This is a genomic window from Peribacillus sp. NPDC101481 (assembly GCF_044767165.1).
Lineage (GTDB): Bacteria > Bacillota > Bacilli > Bacillales > DSM-1321 > Peribacillus.
In genome coordinates this window covers 1,181,171-1,202,273 of the sequence record NZ_JBIWNJ010000001.1, presented here as the reverse complement: position 1 = coordinate 1,202,273, position 21,103 = coordinate 1,181,171, and the positions used below count along the sequence as shown (strand labels likewise).

Annotated in this window: 20 protein-coding genes; 17 read left to right on the top strand and 3 right to left on the bottom strand. The window is 39.1% G+C overall.

All coding sequences use genetic code 11. The features are described from left to right. The first annotated feature begins 1 nt into the window (after nucleotide 1). The 9 genes from ACIROD_RS05790 to ACIROD_RS05750 all read left to right on the top strand — a co-directional run bounded on the left by ACIROD_RS05790 (nucleotide 2) and on the right by ACIROD_RS05750 (nucleotide 10,411). Nucleotides 2-973, top strand: coding sequence for a branched-chain amino acid ABC transporter permease (locus tag ACIROD_RS05790; RefSeq protein ID WP_260358219.1), 972 nt, complete (start codon nucleotides 2-4; stop codon nucleotides 971-973). Then, nucleotides 948-1,727, top strand: a complete 780-nt coding sequence (locus ACIROD_RS05785) for an ABC transporter ATP-binding protein (RefSeq protein ID WP_230176815.1) — start codon at nucleotides 948-950, stop codon at nucleotides 1,725-1,727. Before ACIROD_RS05790 ends, ACIROD_RS05785 begins: the two co-directional genes overlap by 26 nt. Continuing rightward, nucleotides 1,727-2,434 carry an ABC transporter ATP-binding protein gene (locus tag ACIROD_RS05780; protein WP_402938678.1) on the top strand — a complete coding sequence of 236 codons (708 nt, stop codon included), beginning with the start codon at nucleotides 1,727-1,729 and terminating at the stop codon, nucleotides 2,432-2,434. The genes ACIROD_RS05785 and ACIROD_RS05780 overlap by 1 nt, the downstream gene beginning before the upstream one ends. Before the next feature lie 720 nt (nucleotides 2,435-3,154). Beyond that, a complete protein-coding gene (locus ACIROD_RS05775) occupies nucleotides 3,155-4,333 on the top strand; it encodes an ABC transporter substrate-binding protein (RefSeq protein ID WP_402938675.1) in 1,179 nt (392 codons plus the stop codon). A gap of 163 nt (nucleotides 4,334-4,496) precedes the next feature. Further along, entirely contained in the window at nucleotides 4,497-5,375 is an 879-nt protein-coding gene (locus ACIROD_RS05770; RefSeq protein WP_101222749.1) for a branched-chain amino acid ABC transporter permease, read from the top strand. 13 nt (nucleotides 5,376-5,388) lie between these two features. After that, the gene (locus ACIROD_RS05765) at nucleotides 5,389-6,354 is read left to right on the top strand and encodes a branched-chain amino acid ABC transporter permease (RefSeq protein ID WP_101222748.1); all 966 of its coding nucleotides are present in this window, start codon (nucleotides 5,389-5,391) and stop codon (nucleotides 6,352-6,354) included. Beyond that, a complete protein-coding gene (locus ACIROD_RS05760; protein WP_402938670.1) occupies nucleotides 6,326-7,108 on the top strand; it encodes an ABC transporter ATP-binding protein in 783 nt (260 codons plus the stop codon). The genes ACIROD_RS05765 and ACIROD_RS05760 overlap by 29 nt, the downstream gene beginning before the upstream one ends. After that, a complete protein-coding gene (locus ACIROD_RS05755) occupies nucleotides 7,108-7,815 on the top strand; it encodes an ABC transporter ATP-binding protein (RefSeq protein ID WP_101222746.1) in 708 nt (235 codons plus the stop codon). The genes ACIROD_RS05760 and ACIROD_RS05755 overlap by 1 nt, the downstream gene beginning before the upstream one ends. 712 nt (nucleotides 7,816-8,527) lie before the next feature. Beyond that, a complete protein-coding gene (locus ACIROD_RS05750; protein WP_402938666.1) occupies nucleotides 8,528-10,411 on the top strand; it encodes a S8 family serine peptidase in 1,884 nt (627 codons plus the stop codon). 42 nt (nucleotides 10,412-10,453) lie between these two features. On the opposite strand, the gene ACIROD_RS05745 is transcribed toward ACIROD_RS05750, so the two are convergent. Together ACIROD_RS05745 and ACIROD_RS05740 are read right to left on the bottom strand one after the other, a co-directional pair. Next, the gene (locus tag ACIROD_RS05745) at nucleotides 10,454-10,927 is read right to left on the bottom strand and encodes a VOC family protein (protein ID WP_402938663.1); all 474 of its coding nucleotides are present in this window, start codon (nucleotides 10,925-10,927) and stop codon (nucleotides 10,454-10,456) included. Nucleotides 10,928-11,054: 127 nt separating this feature from the next. After that, complete coding sequence (locus tag ACIROD_RS05740) at nucleotides 11,055-11,246, bottom strand: hypothetical protein (RefSeq protein WP_048681418.1); 192 nt, start codon at nucleotides 11,244-11,246, stop codon at nucleotides 11,055-11,057. Nucleotides 11,247-12,275: 1,029 nt separating this feature from the next. Here ACIROD_RS05740 and ACIROD_RS05735 point away from each other — a divergent pair. Then, on the top strand, nucleotides 12,276-12,884 hold the full coding sequence (locus ACIROD_RS05735) for an SGNH/GDSL hydrolase family protein (protein WP_402938660.1): 609 nt from the start codon (nucleotides 12,276-12,278) through the stop codon (nucleotides 12,882-12,884). Nucleotides 12,885-13,056: 172 nt separating this feature from the next. Here the strand turns inward: ACIROD_RS05735 and ACIROD_RS05730 are convergent, their stop codons facing one another. Then, nucleotides 13,057-13,359: a helix-turn-helix domain-containing protein gene (locus tag ACIROD_RS05730; RefSeq protein ID WP_402938657.1), complete on the bottom strand. Its 303-nt coding sequence runs from the start codon at nucleotides 13,357-13,359 to the stop codon at nucleotides 13,057-13,059. A 477-nt stretch (nucleotides 13,360-13,836) separates the two neighbouring features. On the opposite strand from ACIROD_RS05730, the gene ACIROD_RS05725 reads away from it, so the two are divergent. From ACIROD_RS05725 to ACIROD_RS05695, 7 genes are all read left to right on the top strand, one after another. Then, nucleotides 13,837-14,526, top strand: a complete 690-nt coding sequence (locus ACIROD_RS05725; protein ID WP_402938654.1) for a YveK family protein — start codon at nucleotides 13,837-13,839, stop codon at nucleotides 14,524-14,526. Between the two features lie 36 nt (nucleotides 14,527-14,562). Continuing rightward, nucleotides 14,563-15,240 (top strand): CpsD/CapB family tyrosine-protein kinase, encoded by a 678-nt coding sequence (locus ACIROD_RS05720; protein WP_402938652.1) that lies wholly within the window; start codon nucleotides 14,563-14,565, stop codon nucleotides 15,238-15,240. A gap of 140 nt (nucleotides 15,241-15,380) precedes the next feature. Further along, nucleotides 15,381-16,145: a tyrosine-protein phosphatase gene (locus ACIROD_RS05715; protein ID WP_402938649.1), complete on the top strand. Its 765-nt coding sequence runs from the start codon at nucleotides 15,381-15,383 to the stop codon at nucleotides 16,143-16,145. Nucleotides 16,146-16,251: 106 nt separating this feature from the next. Continuing rightward, a complete protein-coding gene (galU, locus tag ACIROD_RS05710; protein ID WP_402938646.1) occupies nucleotides 16,252-17,127 on the top strand; it encodes a UTP--glucose-1-phosphate uridylyltransferase GalU in 876 nt (291 codons plus the stop codon). 55 nt (nucleotides 17,128-17,182) lie between these two features. Next, nucleotides 17,183-17,836, top strand: a complete 654-nt coding sequence (locus ACIROD_RS05705; protein ID WP_402940119.1) for a sugar transferase — start codon at nucleotides 17,183-17,185, stop codon at nucleotides 17,834-17,836. A gap of 16 nt (nucleotides 17,837-17,852) precedes the next feature. After that, entirely contained in the window at nucleotides 17,853-19,115 is a 1,263-nt protein-coding gene (wecC, locus tag ACIROD_RS05700; protein ID WP_402938643.1) for a UDP-N-acetyl-D-mannosamine dehydrogenase, read from the top strand. Between the two features lie 8 nt (nucleotides 19,116-19,123). Continuing rightward, the gene (locus ACIROD_RS05695; protein ID WP_402938640.1) at nucleotides 19,124-21,103 is read left to right on the top strand and encodes an alginate lyase family protein; all 1,980 of its coding nucleotides are present in this window, start codon (nucleotides 19,124-19,126) and stop codon (nucleotides 21,101-21,103) included.

Below are 21,103 nucleotides of genomic sequence, written 5' to 3'. Positions count from 1 at the left end.
GATGACTACTTTAAAGAATTCAAAGGGTTTTTGGCTCTCGATCGTGCTCGCACTTATTTTTTTCGGAATCATGCAGTACACCATTTCAAGCGGTATGCTCAACCCATTTTATATCAACACGCTCATGTTCATCGGCATCAATATCATGCTGGCGACGAGCCTGCATTTAATCATTGGAATAACCGGACAGTTCTCGATCGGGCATGCAGGTTTTTTAGCGGTAGGGGCCTATGCTTCGGCAGTCATGACAATGAAGCTGGAACTTCCATTCATCATAGCTGTATTGGCTGGGGGCGTAATAGCAGCTGTTGCGGGCATGGTGATCGGGGTACCGAGCTTGCGCCTGAAGGGGGATTACCTGGCGATAGCTACGCTTGGATTTGGGGAAATCGTCCGGATCGTCCTTTTGAATATTGATTATGTAGGCGGGGCAAGCGGGATGCAGGTATCCCACCTGACTACTTGGCCATGGGTTTTTGCCTGTGTGATGATCACCGTCTTAGTCATCCGGAATTTCACCAATTCGACTCACGGAAGGGCATGCATATCCGTAAGGGAAGATGAAACGGCCGCTGATGCGATGGGAATCAATACGACCTATTATAAAGTGGCGGCTTTCGTCATCGGAGCTTTTTTTGCCGGAATCGCCGGATCGCTTTATGCCCATAATTTCTATATTATCCAGCCATCGAATTTCGGTTTCCTAAAATCCTTCGATATTCTGATTTTCGTCGTACTTGGCGGTCTTGGAAGTCTTTCAGGTTCGGTTTTGGCCGCAATTTTACTGACGATCGTGACGACATTCCTTCAGGATTATCCGGAAACGAGAATGATCATCTACAGCCTTGTCCTGATCCTGATGATGATTTTCCGCCCGCAGGGTTTAATGGGAACAAGAGAAATCACGGCATTGTTCACAAATAAAAAAACGAAAGGGGGCCCAAAGGATGGAAGCCACAATACCGTTGCTTAAAGTAGATTCGGTGGGTATCCGTTTTGGCGGTTTGAAAGCTGTGTCCGATGTGAATGTGGAATTATTTCCAGGGGAACTTGTAGGCCTGATCGGGCCGAATGGAGCTGGGAAAACGACCTTCTTCAATTTATTGACGGGTGTGTATGTACCAACAGAAGGAACGATTGCCTTGAACGGGGAAAATCTAAATAAGCAGCCGCCTTATAAAATTACCCGAAAAGGGATCTCGAGGACCTTTCAGAACATTCGCCTTTTCAGTGAGTTATCCGTGATCGATAACGTGAAGGTTGCTTACCACTCGCTTGCCAAGCATGGAATTCCAAGCTCCATATTCCGGCTGACGGGACATTTTTCCGGGGAAAAGGAAATGGATGAAAAGGCGCTGGAATTCCTGAGAATTTTCAATCTTGACCATTTTAAGGATGAAAAAGCGAAGAATCTTCCATACGGACAGCAAAGGCGGCTGGAAATCGCCCGTGCCCTTGCCGCCAATCCGAAACTTCTTTTACTGGACGAACCCGCAGCAGGGATGAACCCGCACGAAACGAAAGAATTAATGAATCTCATTGCTTTTATCCGGAAGGAATTCAACCTTACCGTTTTGCTCATCGAGCATGATATGTCACTTGTCATGGGGGTATGCGAACGGATTTACGTTCTTGATCATGGACAGCTTATCGCTCACGGAAAGCCGGAACAAATCCGCAACGATCCAAAGGTTATCGAGGCATATCTAGGGGAGGAGGTTTCCTGATGCTGAAAATAGAGGACATCAATGTTTTTTATGGCAATATCCAAGCGTTAAAAGGGGTTTCCATGGAGATTAACGAGGGCGAGATCGTGACCTTGATCGGGGCGAACGGAGCGGGAAAAAGCACGCTGCTCAAAACGATTTCCGGTCTGTTAAAACCGAAGCAAGGAAAAGTTCTGTTCGAAGGCGAGCCGATTGGAGGAAAAGCTGCACAGTCCATCGTGAAAATGGGCATATCCCATGTACCTGAAGGACGACGTGTCTTTGCCAACATGACAGTAGCCGAAAACCTGGAGCTAGGGGCTTATTTGCGGAAAGACAAAGATGGCATCCATAAGGATATGGAAAAGGTATACGAGCTATTTCCGAGGCTGCTGGAGAGAATCAAACAGCAGGCTGGCACGCTTTCAGGCGGTGAACAGCAAATGCTTGCAATGGGCCGGGCCTTAATGGCCAAACCACGGTTATTACTGCTCGATGAACCTTCGATGGGCCTTGCACCGCTTCTGGTGAAGCAAATATTCAACATCATCCAGGAAATCAGTGAGACCGGAACAACGATCCTTTTGGTCGAGCAAAACGCCAACCTTGCATTATCGATTGCAGATCGGGCTTATGTAGTTGAAACGGGCCGAATCGTCCTGTCGGGCAATGCCGAGGAACTCACTTCAAGTGAAGAAATAAAAATGGCCTATTTAGGAGGACATTGAACCTCCGTTTCATAAATCAACTCCTGCGGGAAAAGTGCAACCGATGGAGACACCACAGGCAAGGGCGCCGAGGAGGCTCCCGGACCGCCAGCGGAAAGCGAGTGCCTGCAGTGGATATCAAAGGTCGAATTATACAAAAATCAAATATTATCGAGTTTGTCTAGAGTCATGAACCGCCGTTTGGCGGTTTTTTGTTTGATGATCGGGTTATGCAAAATATACAGAAAGATAAAAAAGCAGAGGAGCTTCATGCATGATTTTATACATCCAGTATAGTATTATTCAATTTTGATATAGGAATTAAGACTAAAAAAGAACAAAGAAAATGGGTTTAATTCCCTATCAATATACTTCTATTTTGGTAAAAATGTAATTAAAAGGATGAAAAAAATAAGGATATGAATAAATTTTTTTGAGCAGTAAATAAGGGATTTGCAATATTAATATAATTAAATTATCAGTTTTTTCTGATTATACCGCCTATTTTCACAATATTTAAAATATATAAAGATAAAAATGATATAGCACTTCCTGTGAAAAATATCCTATTTGGCGCAATCTTCTCACAATTATTATATAGACGGAATGAAAATTATGCGGTAAACTATTTTTCGAAATATTAATTTAATTTCAAAGATTTCATCTAATCAACTTTTTCTGAGGCATCTTGAATAAATATTCATGCATCAGAGCGATGATTACAAAACGGGGGGATTATTTATGAAAAAGAAAAAACTAGCAGGTGCATTCCTTTCTCTAACACTTGCTGCAGGAGTGCTAGCCGGTTGTTCCAGCTCTGGTTCATCAGAAAAATCAGGCGGAGATGGAGATACGATAAAAATCGGTGTCAACCTTGAATTATCAGGCGGTGTTGCTTCATATGGCCAATCGATTGCAGAAGGTCTGGAGCTTGCGACTGCAGAAATAAATAAAGAAGGCATTGACGGTAAAAAAATCAAACTTATTAAAGTCGATAATAAATCAGAAGCGTCAGAAGCGACTAGCGGAGCGATCAAGCTGACATCACAAGATCAGGTTGCAGCAATCGTAGGTGCGGCGACAAGCACGAACTCGATTGCACAAGTACAGATTGCCCAAGATAATAAAGTGCCGGTCATCTCACCTTCCGGTACAAGCCCTGAAATCACTTTCAGCAAGGATAAATTGAACGATTACGTTTTCAGGACAAGCTTCATCGATCCGTTCCAAGGGACGGTAGCTGCGAACTTTGCCTCTAAAGAAATCAAAGCGAAAAGTGCAGCCATCTATATTGACAGCGCAAGTGATTATTCAAAAGGATTAGCGGCAGCCTTTAAAGAACAATTCGAAAAAAATGGCGGAAAAATCGTTGCTGAGGAAGCTTACATCGCGAAGGATACTGATTTCCGTTCTACATTGACTCGTTTGAAATCGGCAAAACCTGATTTCATTTTCCTTCCTGGTTACTATGAGGAAGCTGGTCTTATCGTGAAGCAGGCACGTGAAACTGGACTTGACGTTCCATTCATGGGCGGCGACGGCTGGGATTCTCCTAAGCTAGTTGAAATTGCCGGTGCAAAAGCTCTAAATAATACGTTCATCACGAACCATTATTCTTCAGGCGACCCTGATGAGAAAATTCAGAATTTTGTGTCTGCATTTAAAGCGAAGTACAAAGATAAATCCCCGGATGCATTTAACGCTCTAGGATATGACACAGGATACTTCCTTGCAGACGCGATTAAACGTGCTGGATCAGCGGATTCGGAAAAAATCAAAGAAGCGCTGGAAAAAACGGCTGACCTTGAGCTTGTAACGGGTACATTCACATTGGATGAAAAACATAATCCAATCAAATCTGCTACCATCCTTGAGTTTAAAGAGGGAAAACAAGTATTCAACACGAAAATCAATCCTTAATTTCGGAGAACAACTCCAATCCTTTCGCCGGCCCTTCGTAAATAAGAAGGTGCTGGCGAATTCTCATTTTTCAAGCATGCCAGGTCGCTGATCTTCCCCTTAGCGGAATGAAAAGAGTCTGGACCAACCAATCATAAAATTAGATTTTCAAGGAGAGTCGAACATGGAATTGATACAACAGTTAATAAACGGGGTTTCACTAGGAAGTATTTATGCCCTTATCGCTCTCGGATATACGATGGTTTACGGGATTGTTAAATTGATAAACTTCGCACATGGCGATGTATTCATGGTCGGCTCATTCGTTGGGTTTTACTCGATAACGGTCCTGGATCTGTCATTCGTGCCCGCCCTATTAATCTCGATGACGGTTTGTGCGCTGTTTGGTGTATTGATCGAGCGTATCGCGTACAAGCCATTGCGTAACGCAACACGTATTGCGGCACTTATCACTGCCATCGGTGTTTCCCTTTTGATCGAATACGGATTCATCTACGTCCGCGGTGCACAGCCGGAAGCTTATCCGAATGATGTATTGCCGGCAGACAAGTTCAATATTTTTGGAGTTTCCATCAATAGCCAATCGGTATTGATTTTTGGAGTGGCTGTAGTTCTAATGATCATCCTTCAAATCATCGTTCATAAATCAAAAATAGGAAAAGCGATGCGAGCCGTTTCCTTTGACGCGGATGCAGCCAAACTGATGGGGATAAATGTCGATAACACGATTTCTGCCACCTTTGCAATCGGTTCCGCATTGGCTGGGGCAGCGGGCGTCATTTTCGGTATTTACTATATCAAGATCGAGCCGCTAATGGGTGTGCTTCCGGGATTGAAGGCATTCGTTGCCGCCGTTCTTGGAGGTATCGGGATTATTCCTGGCGCGATGGTCGGTGGCCTATTGCTAGGTGTCATCGAAGCTTTGGTCAGTGCCGCCGGTTACTCATTATGGCGTGATGCTGTAGCCTTCGTCGTACTGATTCTTATCTTGATTTTCATGCCACAAGGCTTATTCGGTAAAAACAAAAAAGAAAAAGTATAGGGGAGACAAAGCAATGACTACAATTAAGCGAGCAAAAGGTTTTTGGCTCTCGATTTCACTATCATTGATCTTTTTCGCCGCAGTTCAGGTGTTAATCGGCGGCGGATCGCTAAATCCTTTTTATCAAAATACGCTCATGTTCATCGGGATCAATATCATTCTGGCAGCGAGCCTGCACTTGATCATCGGGATAACCGGGCAGTTCTCCATCGGACATGCCGGATTCCTGGCAGTCGGTGCCTATGCTTCAGCCGTTATGACGATGAAGCTGGAAATGCCATTTTATGCGGCATTGATAGTCGGCGGTTTGGCGTCAGCTCTGGCAGGCTTGATCATCGGTATTCCAAGCTTACGCTTAAAAGGTGACTACCTGGCGATTGCAACCCTTGGTTTTGGTGAAATCGTCCGGATCATGCTGTTGAATATCGATTATGTCGGCGGGGCTAGCGGCATGCAGGTTTCCCATTTGACCACTTGGCCGTGGGTATTCGCTTCCGTTATCGTAACAATCATCGTCATCCGAAACTTTACTAGCTCGACCCACGGCAGGGCCTGCATATCGATCCGCGAGGACGAAACGGCTGCCGATTCGATGGGAATCAACACGACGTATTACAAAGTTGTCGCGTTTGCGATCGGTGCTTTTTTTGCCGGTATTGCCGGAGGACTTTACGCTCATAACTTCTATATCATCCAGCCATCGAACTTCGGATTCCTGAAATCATTTGATATTTTGATCCTAGTCGTGCTTGGCGGTCTTGGAAGTCTTTCCGGTGCCGTATTGGCCGCGATATTATTGACGGTTGTCACGACTTTCCTGCAGGATTATCCGGAAACACGAATGATCATCTACAGCCTTGTGCTAATCGTGATGATGCTCTATCGTCCACAAGGCTTAATGGGGACAAAAGAAATAACATCCATGTTCAAACGTAAAGGAGGAAGCAGCCATGAAAAAAATAAAAACACCGCTGCTTAAAGTCGATTCAGTCGGCATCCAGTTCGGGGGTCTTAAAGCCGTTTCTGATGTTAACGTCGAGTTATATCCAGGAGAACTGATTGGCTTGATCGGGCCGAACGGCGCTGGAAAAACGACTTTCTTTAACTTGCTGACAGGAGTTTACGTCCCGACGGAGGGCATGATTTCTTTGGAAGGTGAGAACTTAAGAAAACTGCCTCCATATAAAATCACGCAAAAAGGTATCAGCCGGACATTCCAGAACATTCGTTTATTCAGTGAACTATCCGTGATCGATAATGTAAAAGTTGCCTATCATTCGCTTTCGAAACATAATATCATAAGTTCGATCTTCCGCATGCCGATCCATTTTAAAGGTGAAAAGGAAATGGATGAAAAGGCGATTGAGTTCCTGAAGATTTTCAACCTCGATCAATATAAGGATGAAAAGGCGAAGAACCTGCCATATGGTAAACAAAGACGTTTGGAAATCGCCCGTGCACTTGCAGCCAACCCGAAACTGCTTTTGTTGGATGAACCAGCTGCGGGGATGAACCCTCAGGAAACGCATGAGCTCATGAACCTGATTGCCCTCATCCGTGAGAAATTTGATTTGACCGTATTATTGATAGAACATGATATGCCGCTCGTCATGGGTGTTTGCGAACGCATATATGTACTCGATCACGGACAACTGATCGCTCAAGGAAAGCCAGAGGAAATCCGTAACAATCCAAAAGTCATCGAGGCCTATCTGGGCGAGGAGGTTTCATAATGTTAAAAATCGAGGACATCAACGTCTATTACGGAAACATTCAAGCCTTGAAAGGAATCTCGCTTTCTATTAACGAAGGCGAAATCGTAACCCTGATCGGGGCGAACGGAGCCGGGAAAAGCACGCTGCTGAAAAGCATTTCCGGCCTATTAAAACCAAAACAAGGGAAGATCGTATACGAAGGGCAATCCATCGGTGGAAAAGCAGCGCAATCCATCGTGAAAATGGGCATTTCCCATGTCCCTGAAGGCCGGCGGGTATTTGCTAACATGACCGTCGAAGAAAACCTTCAGCTTGGTGCTTATTTACGTAAGGATAAGGCAGGCATCAAGCAGGATATGGAGAAAGTCTATGAATTATTCCCGCGTTTGCTAGAGCGCCTGAAACAGCAATCCGGAACACTTTCCGGCGGGGAACAGCAAATGCTCGCAATGGGCAGGGCACTCATGGCCAAGCCCCGGCTTCTGTTATTGGACGAGCCATCCATGGGACTCGCGCCATTATTGGTGAAGCAAATCTTTAATATCATCGAAGAAATCAACAAAACGGGTACAACGATTCTGCTGGTCGAACAAAATGCCAACTTAGCACTATCCATCGCGGACAGAGCCTATGTTGTCGAAACCGGCCGAATTGTCCTATCAGGCAAATCAGAGGAACTGACCGCAAGCGAAGAAATCAAGAATGCCTATTTAGGCGGACATTAAACCGCTTTATAGCGGTTACAAACTGCAGACGAACTCGAGGAAAAGCGAGTTTACCTGCAGTTTTTTATTGAAAAAAGTACCAGTTGATTTCAGAAATCCGCTCCCTTTCCGCCGACTGCCTGCCAAGCCTCCTCGCCTAGCGGCTGCGGTGTCTCGGCTAGCCAGTAATTCGGCAGGAGTGTCGCAAATTTCTTCCATCTATTAAGGATTACAGTAAAAAAACATGAAGAATAATTTAGTCTTGTTTTAAAATCATAGTTTAGGATTAGACCAATCGGAACTTCCTTTATTAGACAAAAGGGCTTCTGTTTGAATTTTTCAAACGAAGTTGATTGGAACGGAAGGCACGAGACTTCTGCGGGAAAAGCGAGTCCAGGGGAGACACCACAGGCGCAGAAAGCGCCGAGTAGGCTCCCGGACCGCCCGCGGAAAGCGAGTGCCTGGAGTGGAAATCAAAGTGCAAATTTTACAGTAAAATTATTACCTACAGTCAACCGCTTTGTTTTAAGATTTAGGTAGACCCCATTTTGTCGACAAACTGAAGCCGCTTTATAGCGGTTTTTTTGTTGTGCAAATAAGTTAATCTAACTAGATAAAAGGTTAGTAAATCCAAATCAGACGGTATACAATCTAGTTAGGAATAATAGTAGAATTGGTTCATGATCAAACCGCATCAAAAGCTATTCTTAATCATATTTTTTGGAGTGATTGTATGCACAAATTTATTCAGGACATATTGCCGGTATTATTACTGTTTATGATTCTGCCAATCTACCAGCCAGATTTTGCTTCTGCAGAAGAAACGCCGCAATCTGATGGCGTCATCGTCAAGTATAAAGAGGAAAACGATGAGCCGATCAACGAGTTGATAGAAAAGGTGGAGGTTCCTAAAGGGGAAACAACCGACAACCTGATCGAGGAACTTGAAGAACAGAAGAATGTGGAATATGCAGAACCAAACTATCTTTTCAAGAAGATGGATAGTCCGAACGATCCAGCCTACATAGACCAGTGGCATCATAAAAGGCTTGGTACGAGTGCTGCGTGGACAAAATCAATGGGCTCGAAGGAATTGATCGTGGCCATCATTGACGACGGAATCGATCGCAACCACGAAGATTTAAAAGGGAGGATCGTCAATGCCTATGATACGATACGCAATCGGAAGCATATCGTTCCAAAAGGGGCGCATGGAACTCATATCGCAGGCATCATTGCCGGTTCTGCGAACAATGGCATAGGCGGAACGGGTGTTGCCCCGAACGTTAATCTAATGCCGATCAATGTCTTTGATGGGGAGTATGCCGATACGGCCGATATCATTGAAGCGATACATTATGCCGTTCAGCAAAAGGCAAACATCATCAATATGAGTTTGGGAGACACCAGTTATTCGGAGGCCTTGAACAAGGCTGTCCAGGAAGCCTATAAAAAAGGCGTCCTGATTGTTGCGGCTGCCGGGAATGAAGGGGATATGGGGAAAAATGTACAGCGTGTGTACCCAGCCGCATTCAGCCATGTCATTTCCGTTGCTGCCACTAACTCAAGTGACAAGCGTCCCAGTTATTCCAACTACCATTCAACAGTCGATATCGCGGCCCCAGGAGATGATATCCTTTCGACCCTGCCTTATGGTAAATATGGCTGGATGAGCGGAACATCGATGGCCACGCCGATGGTGGCGGGTGTAGCGGCACTGATTTGGTCCCATGAGCCCAAACTCAACACAAAGGAGGTCGAATACCGCCTCTATGATTCAGCCGTGGACCTAGGTGCAAAAGGGAAAGACATCTACTATGGAAACGGGCGGGTAAATGCCAAAAAAGCACTGGAAATGAAGACGCTGACCAAACCGGCCGTGACACCAATATCCGATAAGGACACCAAGATAAATGGGAAAATCCCGACCGATTTCAAAACGGGGACCGTCTCCATTTATACCGGTAATAAACAACTCGCCACAGTGAAGATCAACGGCGAAAAAACGTTTACAGCGACTATCGCAAAACAAACAGCCGGAACGACCATCTCTACTAGGGTCATCGATAAATCGGGAAATAAAAGTATACCAGTTTCATTTAAAGTGGCAGATAAAACGGCTCCAGCAAGACCATCGGTAAATACGGTAGGTGACAATACCGTCAAAGTGACCGGCAAAGCGGAAGCGAGCTCTTCCGTCACCGTCAAAACTGGCAGTACGGTTCTAGGCAAAGCAAATTCGAACAGCGCAGGGAATTTCACCGTAACGATGGCAAAAAAACAAAAAGCCGGAAAAGTCCTATCCGTTACAGCAACCGATAAAGCAGGCAATATAAGCTCGATCAAAACCGTGACCGTTGCAGACAAAACAGCACCAAGTAAACCGACGGTCAACATTGTAACGACAAAAACGACAATAGTAACCGGCAAAGCAGAGGCCAACTCCACAGTGTCCATCAAAGCATCAAAAAAAGTGATCGGCTCTGCCACTGCAACGACTAAAGGCACATTCTCGGTTAGAATTCCTAAGCAAAAAGCCGGGCAGAACCTTTATACCTATGCCAAAGACAAAGCGAAAAACGTAAGCGAATCAAGAAAAGTAACGGTTAAAAAGTAAACAAGAACAGCCCCCAATAATAAATTGGGGGCTGATCTTATATCAATCTTTATTTCCATACATCAATTCCGTGCTTCGGCTGTAAAGCTCAATGATATTGCCGAAAGGATCCTCACAATAGATTAAATAATAGGGCTTGTTCTCCCAGGTATTCCATATATCGCTTCGCCTTCTTCCGCCAGAAGCAGCAATATCATCAGCCAGCTTTTCGATATCATCCGATACTATGCAAATATGAAAAAAGCCTTCATAACCGCGACTCCCACCTTTAGGCATTCTCGGCTCCTCAAACTCAAAAAGCTCAATCCCCACTCCATTGTCCGATATCAAATGAGCATTACGCATCTTTTTAACTTCATCACCAAGAAGATCATTCGTCATATTATGTTCATTCTCTTCACTCGCATCAAACGAATAGGGACCCGCCAATAATTTGAATCCCAACACCTGCTCATACCACTTAATCGCCGCATCCAAATCAGGTACAGCCAATCCAACATGAGTAATTGCTGTCATATGTATCCCCCCTGATCATTAAAATACCCTTTAAAGGGGAGGGGCAAACGATACCGTTTTTGAACAAAAAAAAGAAGCAATAGCCAATACTGCTTCTTTGATTACATATATCGACTCATGAAATTCATTAAATCTCACCCTCTTCAAGCCTCCTATTATACTCAACTTTACTTATTAACCCTTTTGCATTACAGGTAAGACAATCCGTATAAATATCGTAGGCACCTGTACCTGCACAAACATGGCATTTAACATGAGTTTCCGGTATATCCTTATGCATGAATGAAAAAACTTTTCCAATATACTGCAGAATAATCATTCCCAAAACTCCTTTTTTTTCTATCATACAACGAAAAAGAGAGAAGGAAACTGGAAATACAATAACATTACTTAAATCAAATAAAACCATAACATAGTTTACATGGGGTTAAAAATTTAATGAGGATTCATGTCTATTATTAGGATAGTTTTTCATGCTCGCAGAGTTAGTCTCGACCAAAGCAAAATAAAAAGAGCCCTAAGGCTCTAAAATAAACTATTAATAATCAATTTTATCCACCCAATAAAAGAAATCCATAACGGTATGCTCAAGGATGTACCAAACAAAAGTCCTTTTAAGAAATTCCCTTCATTTTTACCTACCATTTTGAACACACCTCTCGGCTTGGTTTTCTTGTGATAATTATAAATGAAAGCGCTTTCTTGGTATATGAGACATTTGAAGCAATTACTTTACAATTTAATCCTTAAGAGTAAGAAGACAAGTTGTAATCTTAAGGATTTCTCATGAAAACAATATAATCATAAATATAGCTTACCTGATTCTGATATGAAGCTGGATTTAATAGCTTTTTTCGAAGTACGACCAACTTGTGCCATCTCAACATCTGCTCATACCACTTAATCCAGTATCCAAACAGGTAGAGCTATCCAATGTATGTAATTGCTCCTCTGATAATAAAATACCCCTTAAAAGGCGAAGAGGGTATCATTACAATGTCGAGTTATGTCGGAATAAATTGGAAGAATATTCTTTATTGCGAAAAATTTGATAGTTATAATTAATGAGAGAAAAATAACCAAAAAAAGTGAAATAGAGTCTAGGCAACGTACTCAAATAACTCAAATAAGAGTTTGCTCTATTTTATAAGACTTCCATGTCAGTCATTAATGTTTAAATATGGGAGGTAAAGATGAGGAAATATGGTTTAATCATTATTGTGGAATTTGCTTAGCAGTACTGGCTTTTGGCCAACTGCATTGAAAAAACATAAGCCAGACAGCAGGGGTAGAGGCTAGGGAAGCTGCAGCAAAAGTAAAAGAAAAGGAAAAAGAAGAAAGGGAAGCTTTGATACAAAGTTTAAAACCAGAAAATAATAAGCAGCAGCCGTTAATAGATTACCTGCATTATAAGTCGCTTACGCAAGAAAGGGTTATTGTTTCCCTGTTGGGAAGTAACGGTACCTCAGGAACAGGGGCAAGTAAGACTTCCAATAGTTGGGCTGGACGCTTAGAGAAGAGTCTGCGAGCAAATCGTAATGATTTAGAAACACTAAGTTTCATTAATCATGGACATGAGGGGTATTCAACAGAGGATTTGATAAAAGGAAAGAAAATTGAAGCTGTCATACAAGATGATCCCGATCTGATTATTTTTGAAAATTCGCTGATAAATAATCATTATCAATCATTAAGTTTGGAACAGACGGAAAAAGATTTGGAAAGCATCATGACAAAGTTACAGAAAGAGCTGCCAAATGCAAAGACTCTAATACTTTCACCTAACCCAGTAGCAAATGGGAAAACGGAGAATAGTTTAGGGTTGAATTATTTAGAATATATTAAAGCTTCCGAGCAGGTAATCAAAACGAATAAATGGTCTTATTTGAATAGCAAAGAAGAGATAGAAAAGAAACTAAGTAAAAAGAATATGAGATTGGCTGATATCCCTGACTAATGATAACATCCATCTCAATGACCAAGGGCATTACATATGGTTCGTAGTTTTGCAGGAATATATTATGTTGATGAAGAAGTAGTAAAAGGGGAAAAATGGCTAACCACTTTTCCCCTTTTTTTGGCTTCTTCTAAAAGAAAGCGTTATCAAAGTTTCTCAATCTTTAAAGACATCACTTTCTATCTTGAATAAATTCGCGCATTTCCTCTTTCGATATTCCAGATCCCATAACATCCTGCATAATTTCAAGCCACTCTTCATCCATGACCTTGTCTGCTTGTTCATTCAACAACAGAGCATCCACTTTAATAGAAAGGATTCTAGCGATTTTTTCCAAAACTAAAATAGTAGGGTTTGTTTGAAGGTTTCTTTCCAGTGAGCTTATATAGGATTTGGCAACGCCGGATTTTGCGGAGAGTTCACTTATTGACATTTTCCTTTCTTCCCTAAGCGACTTAACTCGGTAACCTATCATATAGACCACACCTAACCATTAATATGAAAATAATATACTAATTTAAACTATTACTTTCAGTTTACACATTTTCCTTTCATTTTTAATGATAACTAGGCACTAAAATACTTGACATTATTATATGTATAAACGGATTTTTCTGTTTTGGTAGGCATTTAGATAGGTTATTTTAAAGAAAATATTGTGATTATGATAAAGCATATAAGAAAGATTGGGATTTAGTGTATACTTAGATTTATTGAAATTTAAGTCACAAATATTCTGGGAAATGGGTTATATATATGTGATTAATGCAATAATTAAAAAATTAGAAATTATTTCCTTTGTATTACCATTGTCTTTTTTGTAAAATTACTTAGGCATTTGAAAAGAATTCTTTCATTGTAAGTTTCATGTAAATTTCCTTGAAAATACATAATAATAGGTAATATTATGGTATAATGCAATAGGTCATTTTTAACATATCAGGAGGATGAAATGGAAGAAACTATTAGTATTAAAGATATTTTTAAAACATTAAAGAAACGTTGGAAGCTAATCATGCTGCTGACATTAATTGCCGCTTTGATTAGTGGATCAATTTCTTATTTCTTATTAACACCCGTTTACGAATCGTCAACACAGATTCTTGTTAATCAGAAAAAATCGGAGAACCAATTGGATTATAATCAAATACAGTCTAATATCGACATGATCAACACATACAGTGTGATCATAAAAAGCCCTGCCATTTTGGAGAAGGTCATTGATGAGCTTGAATTAGAAGAAAGCGTTGAACAACTTAGCGAAAAAATCACAATTAACAGTCAAGAAAATTCGCAAGTCTTCTCTTTAACGGTTCAAGATAGTAAACCGTCTCAGGCAGTTGAAATAGCAAATGCTGTTTCCGTAATTTTCCAAAAGGAAATCAAGGAAATCATGAACGTCGATAATGTTAGTGTTCTTGCTAAGGCAGAAATCAAGGAGAATCCTACACCTGTAAAACCTAATCCACTATTGAATATTGCAATTGCAGTCGTAGTTGGATTGATGGCTGGAATAGGCTTGGCATTCCTACTGGAGTATATGGATAATACGATCAAGGACGAGGATGATATTGAGAGACTCCTAGAATTACCTATACTTGGATCGATTCAAAAGATTACACAGGTACATAATAAAGGATAATCCGGATAAGAAGCAGTATGAAAGGAAGCGGGATTTTTGAGAAGTAAAGATAAAAAACAGGTGAACTTGATTGCACAGACAAATCCTAAGTCACCTATCACTGAACAATATCGATTAATTAGAACGAATATTCAATTTTCCTCAGTGGATAAAGAAATACAAACAATTGTGGTTACTTCATCGGAACCTAATGACGGGAAATCGACCACAGCTGCAAACCTCGCAATTGTGCTAGCGCAGGAGGAGAAAAAAGTTGTGCTTGTGGATGCAGACTTAAGGAAACCATCCGTTCATTACGCCTTTAGTCTTAGTAATATAGAGGGGCTTACGAGTGTACTAACCAAGAAAATGAGCATAGGAAAAGCACTTATGAAAACGAATGTGCCTAATCTGGAAATTCTGACAAGTGGACCGATACCGCCTAACCCTTCGGAATTATTAAATTCAAAAGCGATAGAAACAGCCATTGATGAACTTAAAGAAATGTATGACTATATCATTTTTGATACACCGCCTGTGTTGGTAGTTCCTGATTCCCAGATTGTAGCCAATAAATGTGATGGCGTGATCATGGTAGTGGCGAGTGGCAAGACAAACAAACAAAGTGCATTAAAAGCAAAGGAGCTTTTAATGAAAGCTAACACATCCTTGCTTGGAGTCGTTTTGAATGGTGTTGAAACGGATAACAGCAATTATTATTACTATCAAACTTAAAGAAAATAAAACAAAATTCGACAAAATAACACCCTGTTTAATGGCAGTTTTATATGCTACTATTAATCAGGGTAATAATTCCTATTTTTTAAGGAATAGGCCTTTTTTCCTATTTATTTTATAAAGGAGATGTATGAAATTTGATCGACATACATTGTCACATTCTCCCGGGGGTTGATGATGGATCTGCGGACATGAAGGAAAGTTTGAATATGGCAAGAAAAGCGGTAGAAGCAGGAATTACCCATATTTTTGCCACGCCACATCACTTAAATGAGAAATATGTAAATGTTAAAAGTAACATCATTGACCGTGTAGGGAGGTTAAATGAAAGTTTTCAACTAGAAAATATTCCTCTTACCATTCATTTCGGTCAAGAAGTAAGAATACACCGAGACATATTTACATCACTTGAAAAGGAAGAAATCCTAACACTGGACGATAACGGTACGTATTTACTGTTAGAGCTCCCGTCGGGTAGGGTTCCTACATACACACAAGAAGTGATATATGAGCTGCTGCTTAAAGGAATAACACCGATTATCGTACATCCGGAGAGAAATAAGGAATTGATTGAAAATCATAAACTATTATTTGAATTGGTCCAGGAGGGCGCGATAACTCAAATTACCTCTGGCAGTATCATCGGGAACTTCGGTAAAAGTATTCAATCATTTTCAAAAAAGATAATCGAACATAATCTGGCTCATTTTATTGCAACAGATGCACATAATATAGGCTCTAGAGGGTTCACGTTACAACAAGCCTATGAAACAATTACAAAAGTATATGGGATAGAACGTACATTTCATTTCAAAGAAAACGCTGAACAACTATTAAAGGGTCACAGCCCTTCTATTGAAAAACCTATACCGTTTAAAAAGAAAATCTTAGGAATCTTCTAGAAATATAGATAGGAAATGTCCACATCATTATAATATAATTTTTGCTTATGAAAAACTATATATTGTTTTTTTTTTGAATAAAAGAGCTAGAAAGGGCTGATATCAAATGAAAAAAGTACGTAAAGCGATAATACCAGCAGCAGGGTTAGGAACAAGATTTTTACCAGCTACTAAAGCCATGCCAAAGGAAATGCTCCCTATAGTAGATAAACCCACGATTCAATATATTATTGAAGAGGCTGTAGCATCTGGAATTGAGGACATTATTATTGTTACCGGAAAAGGAAAACGAGCTATTGAAGATCACTTTGATAACGCGTTTGAGCTTGAAAACAATTTAATGGAGAAAAATAAATTTGAATTGTTGGAGAAAGTCCAAGCACCTTCCAAAGTGGACATTCATTACATAAGACAAAAGGAACCAAAAGGTTTAGGTCACGCAGTTTGGTGTGCAAGAAAATTTATAGGAAATGAACCATTTGCCGTATTGTTAGGTGATGATATCGTCGAAGCAGAAACACCTTGCTTAAAACAGTTAATGAATGAATATGATAAAACCTTATCTTCTGTCATAGGTGTACAGACAGTACCTAAAGAAGAAACTCATCGTTATGGAATAGTCGATCCAAGTAACCAAAATGGACGACGCTATGAAGTCAATAACTTTGTCGAAAAGCCTGCAAAGGGTACAGCCCCATCCAACTTGGCAATCATGGGCAGATACATTTTTACACCTGAAATATTTATGTTCTTGGAAAAACAAGAATTAGGAGCAGGCGGAGAAATTCAACTAACAGATGCCATTCAAAAACTAAACGAAATTCAACGAGTTTTTGCTTATGATTTTGAAGGGAAACGATTTGACGTTGGAGAGAAATTAGGATTTATTCAGACAACCATTGAGTTTGCTTTGAAAGATAAAATACTTAAAGATGATATTTTAGAGTTTATAGAGAACATTCTAGAAAAACAAAAGATATAAGAATAATAAGAGTAAGGGAGGAGACAATTTGAAAGCAGTAGCAGCTGAGCAGAGAGTGGCGTCATCTGACCATTTATTAACAGAAGATCAAGCAAATTCTAATTTGGGTTATTTAAGAATGAAAAGGTTAATAGATATTTTTGGATCAATTATTGGTCTTATCTTACTATCACCAGTCTTTTTGATGGTAGCTATTTTAATCAAAATAGAAGACCCTAAAGGACCCATATTTTTTAAGCAACTTCGTGTAGGGAAAAACGAAACGCAATTTCAAATGTATAAATTCAGATCAATGGTCTCTAATGCAGAAGAGCAATTAAAAGATTTACTAGCTTTAAATGAAGTATCGGGCGCTATGTTTAAAATGAAGAATGATCCTAGGATTACGAAGATTGGGAAATTTATTCGGAGAACAAGTATTGATGAGCTACCACAATTGTTAAACGTATTAAAGGGAGAAATGAGCTTAGTTGGACCTAGGCCACCGTTACGTCGCGAAGTAGATGAATACTCTCTATTTGATAAACAGAGATTACTAGTAACACCTGGATGTACAGGATTATGGCAAGTAAATGGTAGAAATAGCTTAGGATTTGAAGAAATGGTTAAATTGGACATATTTTATATTGATAATCGAAATTTGTTTTTTGATATTAAAATAATCCTTAAAACTGTGAAATGCATGATTAATTCAGATGAGGCTTACTAAATTGGAGATGATTATATTGGATAAAAAAGTTTGTATAGTTGGTTTGGGTTATATTGGGTTACCAACAGCAGCTGTATTAGCAGATAAAGGGTTTTCGGTTCATGGGGTAGATGTAAATAAAAAGGCTGTTAATTTAATAAATAATGGACAGGTACATATATATGAACCAGATTTGGAGAATGTTGTGAAAAAAGTAGTAGCAGCAGGAAAATTGAGTGCCGATATCGAGCCTATAAAGGCAGATGTTTATATTCTAGCCGTTCCAACACCTTTTAAAGAAAATCATAAGCCAGATCTGACTTATGTGGAATCAGCAACTAAATCAATCATTCCCTATATTGAACCTGGAAATTTAATAATACTAGAATCTACTAGTCCAATTGGTACAACTGAAAAAATTGTTGAGTGGATATTAAATGAAAGAACTGATTTAAGTGTAGATGAAAAAAAGTCGAATCGAATTTATGTATCACATTGTCCAGAACGTGTACTGCCTGGAAAAATATTAAAGGAATTAATTGAAAACGATCGAATTGTTGGTGGTATTAACGAGTTATCTACAAATGAAACAGCACAATTTTATGAAACATTTGTTGAGGGTAAAGTACTACAAACGAATGCAAGAACTGCTGAATTATCAAAGTTAACTGAAAATGCATTTCGAGATGTGAATATTGCTTTTGCGAATGAACTCTCGATGATTTGTGATGATTTAAATATTGAAGTATGGGAGTTAATAAATTTAGCCAATCACCATCCACGTGTTAATATTTTACAGCCAGGGCCCGGAGTAGGAGGCCATTGTATTGCAGTGGACCCATGGTTTATCGTCGATGCCGCACCAGAGAAATCACAGCTTATTCATACGGCACGAAAAGTCAATGACTCGAAACCTCACTATATAGTAAAAAAAGTAAAAGAAGTTTCACAGAATATTTCAAACCCAACTATTGCTTGTTTAGGTTTGTCATTTAAAGCGAATATTGATGATTTAAGAGAAAGTCCAGCAGTTGAAATTGTGAAAGAATTAACATCTATTTTTAATCAAACAATTTTAGTAGCTGAACCACATATTGAGGAACTTCCGTATAGTTTAAAAGATTATAAAATTGAACTGACTAAAACGGAAGATGCTATTAACAAAGCGGATGTAGTGATATTGTTAGTGGATCATGATTATTTTAAAGCTATGGATGAAGAAATTTTTCTAAATAAAATTGTTATTGATACAAGGGGAATTTTAAAATTAGGGGAAAAAGTGGTATCTAATGTAATTTAGGAGGAAAAATGTTAGATTTAAAACAAAAGTTCAAAAATTTAAAAAAAATGCCATTGAATAAAGCCGTAAAAAAGATTATTACAAAATCTTGTGAAGTGCCTTATAAACAGATGAGGAAGCAACTAATCAAAAGTCGTCCAATAAATATGAAAGACTCATATTTTTATGAAATAAAACCAAACTGTAAATATTTCATTGATATAGAAGATAAGGATACAATAGTTCAACGAATTAATGAGCTAACTATTATAGATGATATTATCAGAGATGCTGATAAAATTTGTTCTCATACATTTAACTTACTAGGTTCTGGTGATGTTAAACTTGGAAAATATCTTCCGTGGAATAAAGATTTTAAAACTAACTTTGTATGGGAAAACAAGTTTAATAAGGACATAAAGATTGTAGATTTTTCTAACAAAGCTGATGTTAAAGTTCCATGGGAATTATCTCGTTTTCAACATTTGTTTACGTTAGGTAAGGCCTATTGGGTAACTGGCGATGAAAAATATGCGGTAGAATTTAAAGATGAAATAGAGGATTGGATAGAAATGAATCCAGTTGAAATGTCAGTCAATTGGACTTGTACGATGGATGTGGGAATTAGAGCAGTTAATTGGATTGCTGCTTCTTTCTTTTTTAAAAAGTCGAGATCAATTGACAAGAATTTTTGGTTGGAATTTAATAAATCATTGTATTTGCATGGGAGATTTATAACAAAAAATCTAGAAAATAAAAGTGTCCATACCGGAAATCACTATTTATCAAACATAGTAGGACTTGTTTGGCTTGGGCTTTATTTTGATTCATTCACAGTTAATGATGTGAATAGGAAAAATAATCCTAAAAAATGGCTTGAATTTGGACTTTCAGAATTGGAAAAGGAAATGTTTGTTCAAAATAATCCAGATGGAACAAACTATGAAGCTTCGACTTCCTATCATCGACTTGTAACTGAGTTGTTTTTATTAACAACTATCCTTTGTAATAAGAACAATATTCATTTCTCAAAGGATTATATGATTCGATTAGAAAAAATGTGCGATTTTATTATGAATATTACAAAACCAAACGGATTATCTCCAATTATCGGTGATGCAGATGATGGACGATTATTGATATTATCAAACTACAGTAATTGGATTAGAAATGATTTTCGCCATTTATTAGGAATAGCAGGAGAGCTATTTGAGCGTGATGATTTTCGATATTATGGCAAAGAATATAGAGAAGATACTTTATGGATTCATAAGAATTTCAAGAAAGATGTTGAAATACCAAAGCCTTTAACATCTATTGAATATAGAGATGGAGGCTATTTTATATTACGTAATAAACGGGTCTATTGCTGTATTAGATGTGGCGAACTTTCCTTTAGAGGAGAGGGTGTTCATAGCCATAATGATCAATTAAGTTTTGAACTAAACGTTGATGGAGAAGATTTCATTGTTGATCCAGGGACTTATATTTATACAGCCGATTATAAAATGCGAAATCTTTTCCGTAGTACCTCAATGCATAACACTGTTCAAATCGAAGATTTTGAACAAAATGATTTTGAGGAAAAGAATTTGTTTAATATGGCAGAGCAGACTAATTCTCGACTTGTTTCTTTCGACCAAAATCATTTTTGTGGAGAACATTTTGGATTTTATGTTAAAAATGGGGGAATTCATGAAAGGACAGTTTGTATTAAATCGGATGTAATTAAAATAGAAGATAATATAAAAAATAGTAAATATAATAATAAGTTTAAGCAATGTTTCAATATACCAAAAGAAATTAAAATAAAAAAAGTTGAAATTAATAAATATCTTTTAACTTCAAATAAATCTACATTAGAAGTAGAGTTTAGTACAGGTTTGATAAGTCTACAACAAAGTTATATTTCAAATCAGTATGGCTTAAAAAGCATATCAAATCAACTATTAGGCTATGCAGATGGAAATAAAACCCAAACAATATCTTTTAGAATAATGAGGGATTAG

What these genes read in the sequence shown, in the direction of transcription:
- ACIROD_RS05790 (WP_260358219.1), top strand. Translation starts at nt 2, where the DNA reads ATGACTACTTTAAAGAATTCAAAGGGTTTTTGGCTCTCGATCGTGCTC.
- ACIROD_RS05785 (WP_230176815.1), top strand. Translation starts at nt 948, where the DNA reads ATGGAAGCCACAATACCGTTGCTTAAAGTAGATTCGGTGGGTATCCGT.
- ACIROD_RS05780 (WP_402938678.1), top strand. Translation starts at nt 1,727, where the DNA reads ATGCTGAAAATAGAGGACATCAATGTTTTTTATGGCAATATCCAAGCG.
- ACIROD_RS05775 (WP_402938675.1), top strand. Translation starts at nt 3,155, where the DNA reads ATGAAAAAGAAAAAACTAGCAGGTGCATTCCTTTCTCTAACACTTGCT.
- ACIROD_RS05770 (WP_101222749.1), top strand. Translation starts at nt 4,497, where the DNA reads ATGGAATTGATACAACAGTTAATAAACGGGGTTTCACTAGGAAGTATT.
- ACIROD_RS05765 (WP_101222748.1), top strand. Translation starts at nt 5,389, where the DNA reads ATGACTACAATTAAGCGAGCAAAAGGTTTTTGGCTCTCGATTTCACTA.
- ACIROD_RS05760 (WP_402938670.1), top strand. Translation starts at nt 6,326, where the DNA reads ATGAAAAAAATAAAAACACCGCTGCTTAAAGTCGATTCAGTCGGCATC.
- ACIROD_RS05755 (WP_101222746.1), top strand. Translation starts at nt 7,108, where the DNA reads ATGTTAAAAATCGAGGACATCAACGTCTATTACGGAAACATTCAAGCC.
- ACIROD_RS05750 (WP_402938666.1), top strand. Translation starts at nt 8,528, where the DNA reads ATGCACAAATTTATTCAGGACATATTGCCGGTATTATTACTGTTTATG.
- ACIROD_RS05745 (WP_402938663.1), bottom strand. Translation starts at nt 10,927, where the DNA reads ATGACAGCAATTACTCATGTTGGATTGGCTGTACCTGATTTGGATGCG.
- ACIROD_RS05740 (WP_048681418.1), bottom strand. Translation starts at nt 11,246, where the DNA reads ATGATTATTCTGCAGTATATTGGAAAAGTTTTTTCATTCATGCATAAG.
- ACIROD_RS05730 (WP_402938657.1), bottom strand. Translation starts at nt 13,359, where the DNA reads ATGATAGGTTACCGAGTTAAGTCGCTTAGGGAAGAAAGGAAAATGTCA.
- ACIROD_RS05725 (WP_402938654.1), top strand. Translation starts at nt 13,837, where the DNA reads ATGGAAGAAACTATTAGTATTAAAGATATTTTTAAAACATTAAAGAAA.
- galU (WP_402938646.1), top strand. Translation starts at nt 16,252, where the DNA reads ATGAAAAAAGTACGTAAAGCGATAATACCAGCAGCAGGGTTAGGAACA.
- ACIROD_RS05695 (WP_402938640.1), top strand. Translation starts at nt 19,124, where the DNA reads ATGTTAGATTTAAAACAAAAGTTCAAAAATTTAAAAAAAATGCCATTG.